General features: G+C 61.4%; 24 protein-coding genes. 20 read left to right on the forward strand and 4 right to left on the reverse strand.

All coding sequences use genetic code 11. The annotated features are described in order from the left end of the window. Positions 1–86: 86 nt before the first annotated feature. Positions 87–581 carry a hypothetical protein gene (locus tag AC6H4Z_RS03160; protein WP_497545289.1) on the reverse strand — a complete coding sequence of 165 codons (495 nt, stop codon included), beginning with the start codon at positions 579–581 and terminating at the stop codon, positions 87–89. Beyond that, the gene (locus AC6H4Z_RS03165) at positions 578–1,150 is read right to left on the reverse strand and encodes an RNA polymerase sigma factor (protein ID WP_497545290.1); all 573 of its coding nucleotides are present in this window, start codon (positions 1,148–1,150) and stop codon (positions 578–580) included. Before AC6H4Z_RS03165 ends, AC6H4Z_RS03160 begins: the two co-directional genes overlap by 4 nt. A 191-nt stretch (positions 1,151–1,341) precedes the next feature. Between AC6H4Z_RS03165 and AC6H4Z_RS03170 the strand changes: the two genes are divergently transcribed. The 4 genes from AC6H4Z_RS03170 (at position 1,342) to AC6H4Z_RS03185 (ending at position 4,551) form a co-directional block, all read left to right on the forward strand. Then, positions 1,342–1,671: a hypothetical protein gene (locus AC6H4Z_RS03170; RefSeq protein WP_497545291.1), complete on the forward strand. Its 330-nt coding sequence runs from the start codon at positions 1,342–1,344 to the stop codon at positions 1,669–1,671. A 262-nt stretch (positions 1,672–1,933) separates the two neighbouring features. After that, positions 1,934–2,296, forward strand: a complete 363-nt coding sequence (locus AC6H4Z_RS03175; RefSeq protein WP_497545292.1) for a SecDF P1 head subdomain-containing protein — start codon at positions 1,934–1,936, stop codon at positions 2,294–2,296. 212 nt (positions 2,297–2,508) lie between these two features. After that, positions 2,509–2,955, forward strand: coding sequence for a pyridoxamine 5'-phosphate oxidase family protein (locus AC6H4Z_RS03180; RefSeq protein WP_497545293.1), 447 nt, complete (start codon positions 2,509–2,511; stop codon positions 2,953–2,955). Between the two features lie 240 nt (positions 2,956–3,195). After that, the gene (locus tag AC6H4Z_RS03185) at positions 3,196–4,551 is read left to right on the forward strand and encodes an RluA family pseudouridine synthase (protein ID WP_497545294.1); all 1,356 of its coding nucleotides are present in this window, start codon (positions 3,196–3,198) and stop codon (positions 4,549–4,551) included. Between the two features lie 11 nt (positions 4,552–4,562). Here AC6H4Z_RS03185 and AC6H4Z_RS03190 read toward each other — a convergent pair whose 3' ends face one another. Next, complete coding sequence (locus AC6H4Z_RS03190) at positions 4,563–5,486, reverse strand: GDSL-type esterase/lipase family protein (protein WP_497545295.1); 924 nt, start codon at positions 5,484–5,486, stop codon at positions 4,563–4,565. Between the two features lie 205 nt (positions 5,487–5,691). Between AC6H4Z_RS03190 and AC6H4Z_RS03195 the strand changes: the two genes are divergently transcribed. From AC6H4Z_RS03195 to AC6H4Z_RS03255, 13 genes are all read left to right on the forward strand, one after another. Next, the gene (locus AC6H4Z_RS03195) at positions 5,692–6,540 is read left to right on the forward strand and encodes a class I SAM-dependent methyltransferase (RefSeq protein ID WP_497545296.1); all 849 of its coding nucleotides are present in this window, start codon (positions 5,692–5,694) and stop codon (positions 6,538–6,540) included. 59 nt (positions 6,541–6,599) lie between these two features. Then, entirely contained in the window at positions 6,600–6,965 is a 366-nt protein-coding gene (locus AC6H4Z_RS03200) for a hypothetical protein (RefSeq protein ID WP_497545297.1), read from the forward strand. 165 nt (positions 6,966–7,130) lie between these two features. Continuing rightward, positions 7,131–7,436, forward strand: coding sequence for a hypothetical protein (locus AC6H4Z_RS03205; RefSeq protein ID WP_497545298.1), 306 nt, complete (start codon positions 7,131–7,133; stop codon positions 7,434–7,436). Positions 7,437–7,506: 70 nt separating this feature from the next. Continuing rightward, complete coding sequence (locus tag AC6H4Z_RS03210; protein WP_497545299.1) at positions 7,507–8,235, forward strand: DUF2306 domain-containing protein; 729 nt, start codon at positions 7,507–7,509, stop codon at positions 8,233–8,235. Positions 8,236–8,319: 84 nt separating this feature from the next. After that, positions 8,320–9,771, forward strand: a complete 1,452-nt coding sequence (locus tag AC6H4Z_RS03215; RefSeq protein ID WP_497545300.1) for a cyanophycinase — start codon at positions 8,320–8,322, stop codon at positions 9,769–9,771. A gap of 154 nt (positions 9,772–9,925) precedes the next feature. Then, positions 9,926–10,270, forward strand: coding sequence for an ArsR/SmtB family transcription factor (locus tag AC6H4Z_RS03220; protein ID WP_497547004.1), 345 nt, complete (start codon positions 9,926–9,928; stop codon positions 10,268–10,270). Beyond that, complete coding sequence (locus AC6H4Z_RS03225; protein ID WP_497545301.1) at positions 10,267–10,770, forward strand: SRPBCC family protein; 504 nt, start codon at positions 10,267–10,269, stop codon at positions 10,768–10,770. The genes AC6H4Z_RS03220 and AC6H4Z_RS03225 overlap by 4 nt, the downstream gene beginning before the upstream one ends. Before the next feature lie 63 nt (positions 10,771–10,833). Beyond that, a complete protein-coding gene (locus AC6H4Z_RS03230) occupies positions 10,834–11,676 on the forward strand; it encodes an alpha/beta fold hydrolase (protein WP_497545302.1) in 843 nt (280 codons plus the stop codon). Positions 11,677–11,703: 27 nt separating this feature from the next. Further along, complete coding sequence (locus AC6H4Z_RS03235; RefSeq protein WP_497545303.1) at positions 11,704–12,243, forward strand: lipocalin-like domain-containing protein; 540 nt, start codon at positions 11,704–11,706, stop codon at positions 12,241–12,243. Positions 12,244–12,336: 93 nt separating this feature from the next. Beyond that, positions 12,337–12,660: a hypothetical protein gene (locus tag AC6H4Z_RS03240; protein WP_497545304.1), complete on the forward strand. Its 324-nt coding sequence runs from the start codon at positions 12,337–12,339 to the stop codon at positions 12,658–12,660. 41 nt (positions 12,661–12,701) lie between these two features. Further along, positions 12,702–13,181 (forward strand): nuclear transport factor 2 family protein, encoded by a 480-nt coding sequence (locus tag AC6H4Z_RS03245; RefSeq protein ID WP_497545305.1) that lies wholly within the window; start codon positions 12,702–12,704, stop codon positions 13,179–13,181. Positions 13,182–13,226: 45 nt separating this feature from the next. Continuing rightward, a complete protein-coding gene (locus AC6H4Z_RS03250; protein WP_497545306.1) occupies positions 13,227–13,439 on the forward strand; it encodes a hypothetical protein in 213 nt (70 codons plus the stop codon). Positions 13,440–13,500: 61 nt separating this feature from the next. Further along, positions 13,501–14,208, forward strand: coding sequence for an ion channel (locus AC6H4Z_RS03255; RefSeq protein WP_497545307.1), 708 nt, complete (start codon positions 13,501–13,503; stop codon positions 14,206–14,208). A gap of 69 nt (positions 14,209–14,277) precedes the next feature. On the opposite strand, the gene AC6H4Z_RS03260 is transcribed toward AC6H4Z_RS03255, so the two are convergent. Further along, positions 14,278–14,772, reverse strand: coding sequence for a DUF1801 domain-containing protein (locus tag AC6H4Z_RS03260; protein ID WP_497545308.1), 495 nt, complete (start codon positions 14,770–14,772; stop codon positions 14,278–14,280). A gap of 196 nt (positions 14,773–14,968) precedes the next feature. On the opposite strand from AC6H4Z_RS03260, the gene AC6H4Z_RS03265 reads away from it, so the two are divergent. The 3 genes from AC6H4Z_RS03265 to AC6H4Z_RS03275 all read left to right on the forward strand — a co-directional run bounded on the left by AC6H4Z_RS03265 (position 14,969) and on the right by AC6H4Z_RS03275 (position 17,006). Further along, the gene (locus AC6H4Z_RS03265) at positions 14,969–15,994 is read left to right on the forward strand and encodes an alpha/beta fold hydrolase (protein WP_497545309.1); all 1,026 of its coding nucleotides are present in this window, start codon (positions 14,969–14,971) and stop codon (positions 15,992–15,994) included. Between the two features lie 12 nt (positions 15,995–16,006). After that, positions 16,007–16,426, forward strand: a complete 420-nt coding sequence (locus AC6H4Z_RS03270; RefSeq protein ID WP_497545310.1) for a hypothetical protein — start codon at positions 16,007–16,009, stop codon at positions 16,424–16,426. Positions 16,427–16,559: 133 nt separating this feature from the next. Continuing rightward, positions 16,560–17,006, forward strand: coding sequence for a VOC family protein (locus AC6H4Z_RS03275; RefSeq protein WP_497545311.1), 447 nt, complete (start codon positions 16,560–16,562; stop codon positions 17,004–17,006). Positions 17,007–17,011 lie beyond the last annotated feature (5 nt).

Genomic DNA, 17,011 nt, shown 5'->3' on the forward strand with positions numbered 1-17,011 from the left:
CAACACGAATTCAACACGCGCCGAGGCTGTTGGACACCGACACCGTCCGGCGCCTTTGCACGGTGGGCGCGTCGCGCCGATTCAGATCACCTGGCGACCTGCAGCTGCTGCGCGAGCGCGCGTCGCCTTGCGGTCAAGGCAGAAAATTTCCGATTCTCCTGTCTTAGCAGCGCAATCGCGCCGCAGAGCAAGACCGCGCCAAAAGCCGCGACGCCAAACGCAGACGAAATCCCTTTTACAAATCCGACGCTTGCCGCGCCGACCATGACCACCGCGGCTAGTGCAACTGCCACGCGACACCCGAGGACGCGGTGTCGAGCGAGCACGACGCCCCGGGTGTTCAACGCCCAGAGTGCGGAAGCGGTCCCAAACGCTCCGATCGCGATGATCGCCGCGAACACGATGCGGACCCGCGATGGCAGGGAAGGGGCCGCGACGCCCAGCAGTCCGATGATGCCAACCATCACGATGAAGGCGAGTAAAAGTGCTATTTGTCCGAGGCGGGCCGCGCGTGAGAGTTCTCTGTCCACGAGGGCGAGCAAACCGTTCGGCGAGTATTGCTGCTGACGCAACGCGATCATGAGTTGTCTCCTTTACCAGTGAGTTCGCGCAGGAGCAAACGTCGAGCGCGATGCAGTCGTGATTTTACAGTACCGACGGGTATGCTCAGCGCCTGTGCGATCTCCTGGAGCGACAGCTCGCGCAGGTAAAACAGTGTCAACGCTTCGCGCTCGATGGCGGGCAGACGAGCGAGTCCTTGTTCCATCGCGGCCAAATCTTGCTCGACCTCATCTGTCGCAATCGGATCGGCCAGTGAATGCGGATCGACCTCCTCGATGTCGGTGGCGACGAACGCATACTTTCTCCGCAGCGCGTCGATCCACGTCCGATGGGCAATCCCGAAGAGCCAGGCGCGGAGGTTGGCAGGGTCGCGGAGCCGACCGATGCCGCGCAACACCCGTAACCAGATATCCTGAGCGATATCCTCGGCAGCGGCGTCGTCGTCGGAGAGATTCCGCACATATCGCCAGATCGGTCCGTGCCAGCGTTGCACCAGCTCGTCGAACGCAGCGCGTTCGCCCAGCTGGCACCGCACCGCGATCCATTCATCCTCGAGGGCTCGTCGATCTGCGAACTCAGTGTCTGGCAAATTCTTCTCCGACCATGTTGATAAGGGAGTCGGAAGCGGCAGCGAAAGGTTCATATTGATGTGGGCGCGCTCCGTGCGCACCCTTACTTGCATCCTTTGCGGCTGAACTCGGGCGTTGGCTGGCGCTTGATCGTCGGAACTGACCCACGTACGTTCGAGCAGTTGGTCAACGCGCAACCGGCGACATGTCGATGGCATCTTCTCGTGCCCTGATGCGCCTGCTTGCCGTGGTGTTCCTGTTGCTTCTGCCGAGCAACACGAACGGACACGCGGGTATCCTGGTGCACCGCCATCGCGGCTCGCACCCAGGTATCGCAGCGGCGAACCATAGTGCGCTGCTGGCCGCGACGCCCGTAGGGAAGGACGTCGATGCTGCGCGGCCGCAGCTGTTGGCATCTGAAGCGAGCCTGCACGTCCGCCGAGTTCAGTCCGCGCCGGCGCCGACTCGCGATTCCCTGTCGTTGTGCTCGTACGAGCGCACGACGGGCCAAGCCGCCAGACCACCTCCGTTCCAGGCCTGAAGTCAGACTGAACGATCGCCGGCACTCGCGTGCCGCGCATCGCACTGTCCGCGAACACGTCGCGGCAGTGATCTCTCATGTCCGATCTCTCAGACTGGAGCGCCCAATGTACGAGTCATTTCGCAGGCGGTCTTGCGTGCACCCACGCATGGACCGCAAGCCACGCTTTGTAATCGTTCGTACTCTGTTGTCGCTGATGATCTGTCTATGTCTCGCTTGCTCCACACGACAGGAGTCAAGCGCGCCGTGCCCCACCATCGAGATGAGCGCGGTCGCGGATACGCAGACGGATTCGACCAAGACCGTCGCTCTCAACGACACTACGAAAATCCTGATGTCTAGGACTCCCCTGGTGACTACCGGCGACATCACCGGCGCCACGGCATCCCAGGCCGGGGATCAATGGGTTCTCAACTTCACTGTGACCGATGATGCGGCGAAGCGCGTTAATGAATTCAGCAAACAGCACGTCGGCAGAAATCTGGCCCTTGTTGTCGACGGGAAAATCCAGGGCACGCCTCGCATTGCCGCCGCGATCATCGGCAATAACTATCGAATCGGAGACTTCAATCGAGCAGACGCGGAGCGGCTGGCGACCGCGATAACCAGCGGTTGCCGTCACTAGACGCCGGCACTCCCACCCAGCGCGGTAGAGTCTGACGCGGACCAGCGTAGTGGGTCGCCAACGGCGCCCACGGCTGGCCCGCGCAGCTCGAACTGGAGCGCTGAAGCTGTCAAAGGGGCTATCGATTGTGCGCGCTACGCGCGCCCTCATATTTGACGTGTCCAGCTTTGCTAAGGCGTTAGCCGACGACTAATCCACTCTCGCCAGACGGTATGACACCCGCCGAGTTACTCACGTTCTTGCGGTCGCAGCGTCTGGCGGTCCAAGCGTCGTGCGGGCCAGACGCGACTGCTCAAGCGGCGGTCGTTGGCATTGCCGTAACCGACACGTTCGAGCTCGTCTTCGATACCCTGACCACAACGCGCAAGGTGAGCAACCTTCGCGCACGACCCCGCGTCGCGTTCGTCCTTGGCGGGTGGGAGGCGGCCGATGAGCGCACGGTCCAATACGAGGGAATCGCCGACGAGCCAACGGGGCCCGAATTCGAACGACTCAAAGCCGCCTACTTCGCTGTTTGGCCCGATGGCCCCTCGCGAGCCTCCTGGTCTGACCTGACGTACTTCCGCGTTCGGCCGACTTGGATTCGATACAGCGATTTCAATGGCGCGTCACCGGTGATTCAAGAGTTCACAGCTCGCGATCTCGCTCGCGCCGGCTAGCGAACGCTGAAGCTGACAGCGGAACCTGGCGCGCTCTGCGAGTATTCCCGCCGCGCAACGCAATGTCCACTTGCATGCGCCAGTACGGTCGTTGAAACTGACTACGGGTAGGAATTCGTGGTCGTTGTTTCACGATCACATGCTTTAGCAGATCGATAGGCCATCGTGATCAAGTTTGTCCCGCAACCAAGCGCCGGCGACTGTCCAACGGTTTTCCCAACGCCGTTTGACCGTGCTGCGATGCACCCGCTCGCGCGCCGCGCGGCCATGGAGCTCATGGAAACGTTGCAGTCGCACGTCGCGGCTCAGTGGCGTTTGTGTGACGCGGGAAACGGAAAAATGTTCGGTGTGCTGGTAGTTGCTACGCGTGACGGCACGATCGGATATTTGCGCGGCTTTTCCGGAATGGTGAACGGAACATGGGACGTCGACGGTTGGGTGCCACCAACGTTCGATCGGCATACCTACGACGCGGTGCGAATTCCAGCCGAAACGGAAATGTTGGAATTCACCGCGCAACGCGCCGCCCTGCTCGCAAGTGTGTCCAATAGTGCGAGCCCGGCGGACGTGCATCGTGTTGACGCTGCTGTGCGCGCGCTGGACACGACGCGTGCCTCCCGCTCGCGCGCGCTGACGACGCAAATTCACGATGCGTATCACTTTGCTAATGCGCGTGGTGAGGTGCGCTCACTGCGATCATTGTTTGCACCCGGCGAGCCACCGACCGGCTCCGGCGATTGTGCGGCGCCAAAGTTACTCGCACATGCGTATCGACTCGGACTGCGGCCGATCGCGTTGGCGGAGTTTTGGTGGGGCGCTGCATCGGCAACGGGCGACCGTCGCGAGGCTGTGTTCTACGCGGCGTGTCGCGGAAAATGTTTGCCCATTCTCACGCACATGCTCGACGGATTGCCGGTCGAGGCGCCGCCGCTGTTCGGCAGTGCGGCACTTGACTCGGCCGAGCCACGCGCGGTGTTTGAAGATGAGCATTTGCTCGTAGTGAACAAGCCGAGCGGGCTGCTCACCGTTCCTGGGCGTAGCGCTGCGCTGAGCGATTGCGTGGTGTCACGACTTCGCGAACGTTATCCGCACGCAACCGGTCCGCTCGCCGTGCATCGACTTGATGTCGATACCTCGGGACTGCTGTTGATCGCAAAGCATGCCGACACGGCCAAGGCGCTCCAGCGACTGTTTTCGTTGCGCGAAATCGAGAAGCACTATGTCGCGTGGCTGAACGGAGACATTGCCGCTGACCACGGACACATCACGTTGCCGTTGCGGGTAGACGTGGATGACCGACCGCGGCACATACATGATCCGGTGTTCGGCAAACCCGCCCACACCGAATGGCATGTGTTAGCGCGAGAGAACGGACGTACGCGCGTACGATTCACTGCGCACACCGGTCGTTCGCACCAACTTCGCGTCCACTCGGCGCACCCGCTGGGACTCGACGCGCCGATTGCCGGCGATCGTCTCTACGGTCACAATGCGCCGAGCGAAGGCGAACGGATGCAGTTGCACGCGGAACGGTTGGCGTTCGTGCATCCGGTGAACGGTGCGCGGTTGGTGATCGAGCAGCCGGCGCCGTTCTGAGAGCGGCGACGCTAACGCGCCGGACCCACGCCCAGTGAGATCAAGAATTTCTGCATGAGTGGGTTGATCAACGCGTAGCCTTTGTCGTTGAAGTGCTCACCGTCCTGAAACAAATCGCCCTGGACCTTTCCGTTTGCATCTAGTACCGGCGCGTCCATGTCGAAGTATTTGAAGCTCGGATCTTTCTTGGCTTGCGCCTTGGCGAGCTCGTTAAATCGGTCGATCGCGCCCGGCTCCGCCGGGTCCGCGAAGGCGGAGTTGGGCGCATGCTTCATGCTCAGAAATGCGAACGGCACCTTCGGAAAGTCCGAGCGCACTTTGGTGTAGATCTGCATGACCTTCTCGAAGGCCTGATCGGGATTGCCGCCACTCGCAACGTCGTTGTCGCAGTAGAGCAGGATCGCGGACGGATGATATTTTCCGATCACATCGTTGTAGAAATAGAGCACGTCGCCGAGCACGCTCCCGCCGAATCCGCGATTGATCACGCTGAGCGTGGGAAATGCCTCCGCGGTCTTCCACTTCATGATTGTCGAACTGCCAACGAACAGCGCTGCTTTTTGGGGCGGCGCGTTCTTGGAGTCGAACTCCTTGAACGCATCGATGTCTTTCCGGTAGCGCTCAGGATCGCGCGCCGCTTGCGGGCGCGGGTAGAGCGCCTGACCCGCGCGATAGAGCGCCATCACGTCGGCGTAATTCTCGGGATGGTGCGAGTAGTCCAGCCAGTGGGCGCGCCAGAACGCTCCGGTAGTCCTGTAGAATGCGGTGACCTTTTCCTGATCGCCGCCGCCGTTGTTCTTCGCCTGGGTGAGGAAGTCACGGAATGCCTGCTGATCGTTCGCGTCGGCGGCTTGGCTCCGAGCGGTGCTCGGGCGAAGCAGGATCAGCACCAACAACAGGGCTCTCAGCGATATGCTCGCGGGAAAGTTCCGCATCCTTGCTCCTCGTAGATAATGGCCGAGACGAATCTGGCTGAACTGCGGCAGGAAGCAACTAACGAGCGCTGAAGCTTTCAACCGATCTATTGAATTGTTGTGGCTTTGCCACAACGTTTGTTTGACTCCTTTGCAGCTCAGCATCGTTGGACGTCAACACGCATTCGTGCACGTTCGTGGTTTGACTTCACATCAAGGGACTACCATGTCGCACACGTCCACGCCCGACGCCCGCGTGTACGTCCTTGGCCACGCAGATGCGGAGTTACAGCGACTCGCCGAGCAGGCGGCCTTCTACGCCGATCTGACTGAGGACGCTTTCCGGCGCGCCGGACTCGCCCCGGGCATGCGCGTGCTCGACGTGGGCTGCGGGGCCGGCGACGTATCCCTGCTGGCGGCGGCACTGGTCGGTCCCTCAGGCACCGTCGTCGGCATCGACCGTTCGCCGCAGGCCATTGCCGCTGCCCAGCAGCGCGCGGCTGCGGCCGGAATCACGAACGCACGTTTCGAAGTCGCCGAGATCGACGCCGTCGTGCCCGAGGCAGTGGGCTCCGAGTTCGACGCCCTCGTCGGCCGCCTCGTGTTGCTGTATCAGCCCGATCCGGCGGCCGCCGTGCGTAAGCTGGCGCGCCTTGTACGTCCTGGTGGAATCGTCGTGTTTCAAGAAATGGCGATGCACGATGCGCGGAGCCGCCCGCTTGTTCCCGCGTATCAGCAGTCGATCGATTGGATTGTCGCGCTCTACGACCGTGCCGGGTTAGAGTCCGACATGGGCTCGAAGTTGTACAGCACTTTCCGCGATGCCGGCTTTTCGACTCCCGAGATGATTGGCGCCTGTCGAGTCGAGGGCGGGGCGGACTCGCCCGTCTACCGCTACATCACCGAGACGATCCGAAGCCTGCTCCCGATGTTTGAGCGCTTTGGTGTGACAACCGCAGCAGACGTGCAGGTCGATACCCTCGAGGCGCGGATGCGGGCGGAGGCGATGGACGGCGCGTGCTGTCTTGTGTTGCCGACGCTCATCGCCGCGTGGGCGCGCACGCCAGCGATTTAAGGAATGCGCGCTTTTTCCTTCCGCCGTGAGGCTTTCGTGGTCCGAGCGCTCGTCTCCACATGATCCCATTGCTTCGGTCGGTCGCCGCGGTGCTCCTCGGCTACGTCGTTTTCGCCATTTGCTCGTTCGCGTTGTTCCGCGTCTCGGGACACAATCCGCACGCGCCTGCATCCGTGGGCTTCATCGCAGCGACGAGCGCCGCGGGCGTCGTGTTTGCCATGGCCGGTGGCTATATCGCAGGCTGGATCGCGGGGCGAAGGCCACTCGTCCATGCTGTTGTCATGGCCGCTGTACTCGCTGTCGGTGCGACGGTGTCGCTAGTCGCGACGCTCGGTCATGGCGCCGTATGGTCTCAGGTTGCCGCGCTGGCGCTGATGGCGCCGGCGGCAGGGTTTGGCGGGTGGTTGCGCGCGCGTTCGCTCTAACGAATCGTTGCAAGGCGTAAGCGTGCGGCGCTCTCGGTGTGGGACGCAGCATCCCAATTTTCTCGGCTCGTTCGCGACTTGACTTGGGCGTTAGCTCGCAGACGTCGTCATGAAACGGTACCGAATCCGCGACGTAGTGAGCTGGCACCCTATTGGGAGAAATCGATGATCGATGCTAAAGCCGCCGTGATGATTGGGGGTTCGCTCGCCGGCGCAATCGCGTTCTGCGGTGCCGTCTACGGCTGGACCAGGTGGCTGATTCGCCCGCAACAGCCCGTCCGATTGGACACGATGGACCGGGATGCACGCCTCGAGCGCATCGAGCACGCCGTGGAGGCCATCGCGATTGAAATCGAACGACTCGGCGAGGGCCAGCGGTTTACTACCAAGTTGCTTGCCGAGCGGGATCGGCTTCAGGCGGGCGTGATCTCGCAAGGTCCACCATCTCCGCGATCGATCACGCCGCATTGAGAGCCGCACAGCGTCGTCGAGGTTGACGAGCGACTCGGGCATTAGGACTAGCTGAGCCACGAGGAGAAATTTGCGCGAGCGTCTCATATGGGTCGCGGCGTTGGTGCTTTGTCTCATCGGCGTTACCGCCGCCGTCAATCGTGGCCTTCACGTCGCAGATGCTGGCGCGCGTGTTCAAGCGACCGGCGTGTTCGACGCGCTTGGCGTGCGGGTGTCGCCGGCCGATAGCGCGCGGATGTTGCTGGTCGATCACCGCTTTGCGCAACGTCCATCGCTGACTCGACTGCACGTCGCAGCCGGTGGGCTCTTCCTACTGCTTGCACCACTCCAGTTCTGGCGCCGCCTCCGGAACTCGCACCGCTCCGTGCATCGATGGTCCGGTCGGCTACTCCTGGTCCTGCTGATCGTTTCAGTGTCGGCGAGCGTGCCATTCGGCATTCTGTCGCCTTATGCTGGAGCGCCCGAAGGCGTGATCGCGACCATCGTCGCGCTTCTTGTCATCGGAGGCGCGGGACGCGCCTACTGGGCGATACGCGCGCAGCGCGTCGACCTGCATCGTGAATGGATGCTGCGTGTGTTCGCACTGGGGGCTGGGATCGCAAGCGTTCGGCTCGTTGATTCGGTGTTGATACTGCTGATCCTGCCGCTCGTTTCATCGGTCTCGATCTTCGTGCTCTCGTTGTGGCTGGGATGGGGACTTACGCTCGCTGGGGTCGAGTGGTGGATAGTAAAAACGCGCCCCATCGCAGCGCCGGCCGCCAGCGGCACCATGCCGCTGCAACTAAACTCCGGGCATTAGGCACCAGCGGTCGGCAAGGTGGCCCGCCTACCGTGCGCTAAGGCCACGTACATTCACGGCTGTCGGATCCGTCGAGGTGAAGCCTTGCGCGCATTTCTCGGTGTCGTGTTCGTCGCGTCGTTAGCGTTTCCTGCTCCGGTGCTCGGACAAATCTCACCGGCATCCACGCCGACAAAAGTTGGGCCGGCACGCGGAACGGTGATCGTCGTTGGCGGTGGTTTCATGGCGCCCGAGCTGTTCGCGCAGTTCATCGACGCGGCAGGCGGCCCGAATGCCTTGATCGTCGTCGTGCCGACCGCAAGCGCCGAAGGCGAGATCGCGCAGAGTATGCCGGCCGCGATTTGGGGGATCATGGGCGCGCACAACGTGCGCGTGCTTCACACGACCGACCGCCGGCTAGCCGACAGCGATAGCTTCGTGGCGATCCTGAAAGACGCCGGCGGTGTCTGGTTCGAGGGCGGACGACACTATCGCCTCGTGGATGCATACACCGGCACGCGCACGGAGCAGGCATTTCGCGACGTGTTGACGCGCGGCGGCGTCATCGGCGGCAGTTCGGCCGGTGCGACGATCCTCGGCGACTTTCTTGTACGCGGTGCGCCGTCCAATGACAATTTCATCATGGACTACCCAGGCTACGAGAAGGGCTTCGCGTACCTGCGCGGCGTGGCCATCGACCAGCATGTGATCGCCCGCGAACGGTTGCGCGATCTCGCCGACTCCATAATCCCGAAGTATCCAAAATTGCTCGGCATCTCGGCGGACGAAGGGACGGCGTGGATCGTACGAGGCGACACGGCGACTATCGCAGGCGCGAGCAAGGCGTTCGTCTATGGATCGCACGAAGTGAATGATCCGGGCAAGCCGTTCGTCACACTCTTTCCCGGCGACCGGTTCAACCTCGCTGAGCGGCGGCTCTTGCACCGCGCGGCGTCGGATTCACCGGTGAGCGAGGCGTTCGTTGATTCGCTGATAGGCACCGGCGCGCGCGCTGGCGCCGCCGTTCTCGTTGCACAGGGCGGCAAGGTCTTTGTCGACAAATCATATGGCATCGGTCCGCAAGCGAAGTACATGCCGACGACCACCGTGCCACTGTTTGCGCTGGGTGCGATCGCAGATGTCTTCACCGGCTTCTGTGGTCAACTGCCGATTCCACGCGAGCGCTGCCTTCCGGCGGTGTTGAACGGGATCGGCATGCACAAGAGCGGTGAATCAGCGGCCATCGGAACGATGTCGAGTGTCGACGAGCTCTATCGGTGGGCTGAGATGCTGCGGGCGGCGCGTATCGTGACGAATCCAACCGTCACCCCGGAGGAGTTCGCCCGCACCTTCGATGTGAATCGGGGGTGGCAGGCGGATACGTATCGCGGCGTCACGCGCTATCGAGCGTTTGGTTTGCCAGAGGGCAGGCGTGCCGCGTTCGTTCGGTTGCCCGACCGGCAGGCGACAATCATTGTGCTCACCAACGTCGACTCGGCTGATGCAACCGGTATCGCGGACCGGATCGCGAACCGGCTGCTGCCAACTAGGAACTGAGTCGGCCCCAGCGATCACTAGTGCCGCTGTCGGCGCCGCGGTCACAAAAGAGCTGCTAGCGACTGATTCGCCTCGCTCCTCGATCTAGACTTGCGACACCGATCGGTTGCGCATATACTTGCAACCAAGTAGTTGCAGATTCCGAGGCCACTTGATCAGAAGAGACGTTTTTCAAGCCATCGCCGATCCAACAAGGCGAGCGATCATCGCGCTCATCGCTGTACACGCCATGACGCCGAATGCGATCGCCGAGCATTTCGATACCACGCGACAGGCCGTCTCGAAGCACCTGCGGATACTCACAGAGTGCGAGGTCGTGACCCTGGAGCAAAGGGGGCGGGAGATCTACTACTCGCTCGAGATCGAACGAATGCAAGAGATCGACAAATGGATGGAGCAATATCGAAAGATCTGGAAGGCGCGGTTCGATCAACTCGATGAAGTACTCGTAGCCATGAAAAAGAAGCCTCGGCTCACCAGAAAAATCAGTGAGGAATGACCATGGATTTCACTGTGAACAAAGAGACGAGGACTGTCTCCATCAGCAAAGAGTTTGCGGCCGGCCTTTCGTTGGTGTGGGACGCATATACAAAGCCGGAAATTCTCGACCTGTGGTGGGCGCCAAAACCCTGCACATCGCGAACGAAGTACATGGACTTCAAGGTCGGAGGGCGTCGCTTCTATGCGATGGTCGTCCCCGAGGTTGGCGAGCGATGGGCCGTTCAGAAATACACGTCCATCACTCCGAAGACCAATTTCAAGTTCTTTAATGCATTTACCGATGCGGATGAAAACCCCGAACTACCGGGCTCCGATTGGGACCTGAGTTTCAGCGAGCATGACGGAAGGACAAAGGTCAGTATCTCGATTTACAACGAGTCGCTGGAACGGTTGGAGCGGATGATCGAATTCGGCTTCCGCGAGGGAGCGACGGCACAGTTGGACGCCCTGGAAGAGTTGCTCACGACGTTGTCGCTGACGACGGAACCGGAGCAATGACCGGCGAGAAATTGGAATTCAAATGCGAAGACGACAACTATTTGCTTCTCGATGCTTATGACAATGCTCCTATCGGACGTCGTGTCGGGGCAGCAAAAGCCTACGACGGGTTATGCGCCCGTCAACGGACTCAAGATGTATTACGAAATTCACGGTCAGGGCGATCCAGTTGTGTTGATCCACGGCTCGTTCATGACTATCACCAACAACTGGATAGCCCCGTGGGGTGACGGGGCAGCGAATTGGATCAACGAACTTTCCAAGACGCGGAAGGTGATCGCCATCGAGATGCAGGGCCACGGGCGGACGGCCGACATCACGCGCGATTTCAGCTATGACAAGCTTGGCGACGATGTCGCGGCGCTCCTCGATTATCTCAAGATTCCACGAGCGGACCTCATCGGTTACAGCTTGGGTGGCGCCGTCGCGATGCAGTGCGCGATCCAACATCCGGACAAAATCCGGAAAGTTGTTGTCATGTCAGCAGCGTTTCGCTACGACGGTTGGGTCAAGGAAAAGAACGACGCCGTTCGCAAGATCACGGCGGAAGCCTTCAAAGGCTCTCCTCTCGAGACGGAGTACAAGAAACTGAGCCCGACACCGAACGAATTCCCGAACTTCGTGAAGCATCTCGTCGCGATGGCTCCGAAACCGTACGACTTTGGCGCCGACAAACTCAAGGCTACCAAAGCCCCGATCTTCTTCATCAACGGCGACGCCGACGGCGTGCGACTCGAGCACATTTCGGAAATGTTCAGCCTGAAGGGCGGCGGGGTCTCTGGCGACCTCGGGCCGCGCTCAGCATCGAGATTGGCCATCTTGCCTGGCACAACGCATGTTGCGCTGATAAACCAAATGCGCATCCTCGTCCCGATGATCAACGACTTTCTGAACGCAAAGCAATAGAGTTTCACCACCACGCGCGAGTCACCGATGCCGATGCAGCATATCGCAGCACACGCTCGCAGAGGGCTCGTCATCGCTCTCCTCGGCGCACTCTCGTTCGCCGCGGGATGTGGCCGAGCGAGCGGTGCCACTCGAACCGCGCTCGAAAGTTCCGGTGCGCTCGTTGGCGTCTGGGACCTCGTCTCGGTGAAAACGCGCTGGCCCGATAGCCATGTCACCGAGCCTTGGGGCGCGGCGCCAGTCGGACGCATCACCTATGGGGCGGATGGCCGCATGATCACGCTGCTGATGGATGCGCGGCGGAACCAAGCCGATGGCCGCACCGTCCCAGCAGACGTGGCAGCGAGCGTCGCCGCCTACTACGGGACCTACTCGGTCGATGCCGCGCGCCAAGTCGTAACTCATCATGTCACTGCATCGCTTCGAGCGTCCGAGGCAGGCTCGATCGAGCGTCGCTATACGCTCAATGCCGACACATTGGTGCTCATCGCGAATGCGCTGTACGAGGGTGCGGCAGTGACGCACACACTGGTGTGGCACCGGGGGGCCGCCGCTCGCGGACAATGATGGTAGCACGCGTTGGTCCAGGTAGCATTGCGCTCGGAATAGCGCGTACTCCAGATTGGCGGGCACGCCGCCACCTTCTCTTGGAGAGCGCTCATGGGTGCCACCGCTGCTGCTGCTGTTCTCATCGCGAAAGAGAAGGATCTCGTTGCCCACTTCCGTCGCGCTGGAGCGCTCAGCGCCGCGAGCGCGAAGTCCGTGAGCGAGCTTGGTGTCGATACGAGGCTAGCTTGGTACGTTCTGGAGCGGCGCACGATCATCCGTGACGCTGGTCAGGGGCTCTACTACCTCGACGAGCCCGCGTGGCTGGCGCACCAGAAACGGCGCCGGCGTGTCGCGCTAACGATGCTTGTCATCGTACTCATCGTTCTTGCGGGCAGCATGTTCGCGGCGCTTCGCGCCTCGGCGCCTCACCAATAAACGTCGGAGCGCGATAGTCTCTTACGGCTCTCGCATCCAGAATGTCCGTTACGCACCGCCTCAGATGCCTCGCAGCGTTTCTCCTCTGCGTAGGTGTTGTCCGCACTAGCCACGCCCAGCGCGGATCAAGCGCACCATGCGACGCCGATGTCGTCCGTCAACGCGTTTGCGCCGTCGACGATTCCCTCGGGATCGCGCTCATTCGGGCGGATACAGCGGCCATCGCGCGACTGTACGCCGACGACCTCGTCAGCATCAACTATCGTGGTGTGCGGTCGACGAAGCCAATGCTTCTCGCAGCAATCGGCGCAGGCCGCTTACGGTTCGACACGCTTCGCGCACGGAACAGAGCGCTTGAAGTTTACGGCGATACCGTGTTACTGCTCCAACGCATGCACCAAGTCGCGACAGGCTCGGAGGGCCGCCATCCGTCTGAAGTCGACTATCGACGCACATACGTTCGCCGAGCAGATCGCTGGCAGCTCGTGGCTGCGGTGATTGGGGTGGCAGCGCCCCAGTAAGACGACCGCGCCGCATCACGACCGCCATCATTACCCAAAAAAACTATGGCCAAGTATCTGATCTCCTTCCCCAGCGCGGCGATGGTCGTGCCCGAAGGTGAGCTGGAGGCGGCGGGCCGCGACGCGCACGCCGTGATCGACTTCACCGTGCTCGAACTGCCGTCGCGTGAGGAGGTCGTCGCATGGGCTGCGCGCATCGCAAAGGCCTGTCGCTGCGATCAGGAGTTGCGCGTCTTCGGGTTCGACCCGCAGTCCTGACGGTAGTCGGTGCGGCCTGACTCAGCTGTTAGGCTACTAAAACTCTCAATACCTTCGGGGCATGCCAGAAGCCCAGCGTCGTACTCCGATTCTAGCCGCGGCGCTGGGACTGATGTGGCTGTTGAAGTGGTTGACGCTTCAATGCTACCTACGGTTTGTCTTTCGCGACTTGCGGGATCGCAGCGACGTCCCGGCGACTGAGACCATCGACCCAGCCGCCACACATCGCCGCGCAGTGGCCGTCGACGCATATGTCATTCTATGGTTGGTTCTGGAGGCGACAGCGCTCGCGCTCACGATCTCCAGGCCCACAGCCGTGACGATCGCGATTGCTCAGGGGCTCGCGATCAGCCGAATCGTGGATCTACTCCGCGCTGGGCTCAACACCAGTCTCTTTGACCAAGTCACAGGGCGCGACGACAGTCGCGTTGCGTCGGCGCCTCGACTGGTTCTTCTCGCGTTGTTGGGGTACTTGGAGCTGATGGCGTGTTTCGGCGTCATCTATGCCTCTCACCTACAGTTGCTTGCTCGAGCGGACAAGAGCCCAAGCAATCCGGTGGATGCGCTCTACTTCAGCGTTCTGACACAATTGACCATCAGCTTCGGCAATCCGTTGCCGGAAGGATGGCTCAGATATGTGGCGGCGTCTCAGGGCCTGTTTGGTCTCGTACTCGTCACTCTGATCATTGCGCGGATGATGTCGAGCCTGCGCCCGCTCCAGACACTGGACAATGCGCGCCCGCCGACCTCCTCCCCGCCAGCAGCCTAACGACGGTTGCACCTGACAAGACTGTCGATGACGCTCGCCCCGCGAGCGTTTCGGTTAGATCACGTGCGATCAGTCGAGTCCTTTCGCGCGCTTGTAGTACGCGAGGTATTCCTTTGGCGTCGACATCGCGATCACCTTCGCGACGGAGGTGAGCTCGAGATCATCGAGCTCCTTGAAGTGGAGACAGCACTTTCCCATGTCGAGACGCTTCCCGGCTTTCTTGAACGCGTCGACGAGCAGCTTCTGCGAGAACGGCGATGTGTAATTGCCATCCGAAGCGTACACGCCCATCAGATAGAGCGAGTTGTAGTTCTTCTGCGCGCCGAGGCCCACGTAGCAGAGCGGCTGCCCGTTGTACGTGTCGGGGAACTCCTCGAGCGGGATCCCCCAGTTGATCACGCCCCAGTTCATGAACTCGGCGTAGCCTTTGGGGAGGTGTTTGCGGACGAAGGCCCGGGCCTCTTCGATCACCTCGCGCTTTTCCGGAGTGAGCGAGGCCAGGTAGGCGGCGACGGTGGTTGGGCGAGCGGTCTTCGCCTTTACGCGTGCTTTCTTGGCAGCCATTGACCTGTTCCTCGTATTCGGGTGCTCCGACGCGGTTCGCGTCGGGTGCTGCGCCGCTCGCGGCCTTACTACCACGTCGAACGAGATCGGTGAAAATCGACGCAGGCCCGCGAAAGCGCAAACTTCTCGGACGACCGCGATCGGGGCACCGATTCGCGACCAAGACCGCGCCGCGCTGGCGCCCCGGTCAGAATCTGTGCAAACTCTGCTGAGGTTCCAGGCATGGACAGCACATCTACGCACGAGGTTCGCCTTCCTCCGCGCGCTGCACGCCCTATCTCTCGCCCTCGTTCTTGCGTTGCTCAGCGAATCGAGCGCGGCGCAAACTGCGTGGCGCGACGCGTCCCCCCATCGAGCGGGCTTCCTCGTCATCAACGGCGCGCGTCTCCACTATCTCGATTGGGGCGGCCACGGGCCGGTTCTCCTTCTTGTCCACGGTTGGAATTCCAACGCGCATGTCTTTGATGATCTCGCGCCACGACTCATCGATCGCTATCGCGTCGTTGGATTGACCCTCCGCGGATTCGGCGAGTCGGACACAGTGCCGAGTAACTATTCTCTGACGCGGTACGCGGACGACCTTCGCGGACTCCTCGACTCACTGCACATCCAACGGGCCACCATCGCGGCGCACTCATTCGGTGGCTGGGTGTTGACCGAAACGGCGCGTCGATATCCAGATCGGCTTGACCGCGTCGTGTATCTCGATGCTGCCTTTGACATGCGTGCGTCAGACAGCATCGTTGCTCGCAGACCGATCCACCGACCGCCGCTCAGCAACGCGCGCTCATCGGCCGATGTCATGCGATGGCTCCAGGCAGACTTTTTTGGGCTGTGGACGCCGGCGCTCGAGGCGGAGTTTCGCGCGCGACCACGAGACGAGAATGCGCGCGCGGCCCAGCTGCAGCGCGTTGGTGACGAGGCTGAGCGGACGCCGCCCGATTGGGCAAAACTCACAGTGCCAGCGTTGGCCATTTGCGCACTCGCAACGCCCGCGTCGGAATTTCCGTGGCTCACGCCAACGGATTCGGGTTATGCGACCGCTCGCCATTTCGTCGAAGCCGAACGTCGCCCGCGCCAACATGCGGAGTGCGAACGATTCCGAACAACGGGCGCGGATCACCGCATCCTCGAGCTACCGGGACACCACTACGTGTTTATCTGGCATCCGGCCGAAGTCGCTAACGCAATTCGAGCGCTAGTGCCAATCCCTCACACCTAAGAGCAGAACGATATGCAACCAGCTTTGCGTCTGTTCACTGTTGCGGTCGCCGTAGCATCGCTCGCCGCGTGCAATAAGGCGAAGGGCTTCGATCAAATGAACCTTCGCGTCGAAGAGGTAGGTGAAGTGCCGCTCAACTCCGTCGCGAAGCCGCCGGCGGCCGTCGGTGACATCACGACGTGGCGCACGCCCTTCGCCGGCCAGCTCTTCGCCGCGGTCAAGACCGAAGCGCCGTGCCCGCGAGACATTCACACGGCGGCCGGGGTGAAGTTCAAGAGGGATCAGATCGAGCTGTGCTTCAGCGCGAACGCGCGCAGTGAGCCTGTTCCTGGATTCGCGTGCTCGCCAGACGTGTACGTGAAGTACGAAATCATGGGAGTGCCAGCGAGCATCGAACCGAAGTTCGTTTTCGTCGGCGCGTGCGCTGCCTAAAACCGTCTCGTTGAATAACTCGTTTTGCAAACGAGCTCAGGATATCTCGTGATGCTCTGGTCCGATTGTTCCGCTCTCCGCATCGGGCCGAAGCTTCATAGGGTATCGACGCAAACCGCCATCGGAGTCGTCAATGAGCAACGTGCAAATCGAACGGCAGAGCTATGAGATGCCCCCGCGAGGAGGGATCAGCATCGCTCACTTTCTCACTGTAAAAGACATCGAGCGATCGGCGCGCTACTACGAAACGGTCTTCGGCGCTCGAATCCTGAGCCTCGGCGACGGCAATGCACCTGGATACCTTCAGCTCGCCAACATTTGGATGATTCTGAACGTCGGCGGCGGGCCAACGCCGGATAAGCCGACGGTGACGCTCGATGTCCCCGATCCAGATCACATCAGCAGCTTCATGAATTTCCGCGTCGCCGACATTCACGCGTGCTACGAGATGTGGAAGAGTCGAGGAGCCGAGTTCATCACCCCGCCGATTCCTAAGTATGGCGAGACGCGCTGCTACATCCGCGATCCCGACGGATATCTGATCGAGGTCGGACAGAGCACAGACGTTACGTACGGCTGACTCGC

The sequence above is a fragment of the Leucogemmata humicola genome (genome assembly GCF_055379415.1).

Excerpts from the sequence above, each read along its gene's own strand:
- AC6H4Z_RS03205 (WP_497545298.1), top strand. The coding sequence starts at position 7,131 with ATGATCGATGCTAAAGCCGCCGTGATGATTGGGGGTTCGCTCGCCGGC.
- AC6H4Z_RS03195 (WP_497545296.1), top strand. The coding sequence starts at position 5,692 with ATGTCGCACACGTCCACGCCCGACGCCCGCGTGTACGTCCTTGGCCAC.
- AC6H4Z_RS03160 (WP_497545289.1), bottom strand. The coding sequence starts at position 581 with ATGATCGCGTTGCGTCAGCAGCAATACTCGCCGAACGGTTTGCTCGCC.
- AC6H4Z_RS03240 (WP_497545304.1), top strand. The coding sequence starts at position 12,337 with ATGGGTGCCACCGCTGCTGCTGCTGTTCTCATCGCGAAAGAGAAGGAT.
- AC6H4Z_RS03180 (WP_497545293.1), top strand. The coding sequence starts at position 2,509 with ATGACACCCGCCGAGTTACTCACGTTCTTGCGGTCGCAGCGTCTGGCG.
- AC6H4Z_RS03250 (WP_497545306.1), top strand. The coding sequence starts at position 13,227 with ATGGCCAAGTATCTGATCTCCTTCCCCAGCGCGGCGATGGTCGTGCCC.
- AC6H4Z_RS03170 (WP_497545291.1), top strand. The coding sequence starts at position 1,342 with ATGGCATCTTCTCGTGCCCTGATGCGCCTGCTTGCCGTGGTGTTCCTG.
- AC6H4Z_RS03260 (WP_497545308.1), bottom strand. The coding sequence starts at position 14,772 with ATGGCTGCCAAGAAAGCACGCGTAAAGGCGAAGACCGCTCGCCCAACC.
- AC6H4Z_RS03190 (WP_497545295.1), bottom strand. The coding sequence starts at position 5,486 with ATGCGGAACTTTCCCGCGAGCATATCGCTGAGAGCCCTGTTGTTGGTG.
- AC6H4Z_RS03185 (WP_497545294.1), top strand. The coding sequence starts at position 3,196 with ATGCACCCGCTCGCGCGCCGCGCGGCCATGGAGCTCATGGAAACGTTG.
- AC6H4Z_RS03225 (WP_497545301.1), top strand. The coding sequence starts at position 10,267 with ATGACCATGGATTTCACTGTGAACAAAGAGACGAGGACTGTCTCCATC.
- AC6H4Z_RS03230 (WP_497545302.1), top strand. The coding sequence starts at position 10,834 with ATGCTCCTATCGGACGTCGTGTCGGGGCAGCAAAAGCCTACGACGGGT.
- AC6H4Z_RS03235 (WP_497545303.1), top strand. The coding sequence starts at position 11,704 with ATGCCGATGCAGCATATCGCAGCACACGCTCGCAGAGGGCTCGTCATC.
- AC6H4Z_RS03200 (WP_497545297.1), top strand. The coding sequence starts at position 6,600 with ATGATCCCATTGCTTCGGTCGGTCGCCGCGGTGCTCCTCGGCTACGTC.
- AC6H4Z_RS03245 (WP_497545305.1), top strand. The coding sequence starts at position 12,702 with ATGTCCGTTACGCACCGCCTCAGATGCCTCGCAGCGTTTCTCCTCTGC.
- AC6H4Z_RS03275 (WP_497545311.1), top strand. The coding sequence starts at position 16,560 with ATGAGCAACGTGCAAATCGAACGGCAGAGCTATGAGATGCCCCCGCGA.
- AC6H4Z_RS03175 (WP_497545292.1), top strand. The coding sequence starts at position 1,934 with ATGAGCGCGGTCGCGGATACGCAGACGGATTCGACCAAGACCGTCGCT.
- AC6H4Z_RS03270 (WP_497545310.1), top strand. The coding sequence starts at position 16,007 with ATGCAACCAGCTTTGCGTCTGTTCACTGTTGCGGTCGCCGTAGCATCG.
- AC6H4Z_RS03255 (WP_497545307.1), top strand. The coding sequence starts at position 13,501 with ATGCCAGAAGCCCAGCGTCGTACTCCGATTCTAGCCGCGGCGCTGGGA.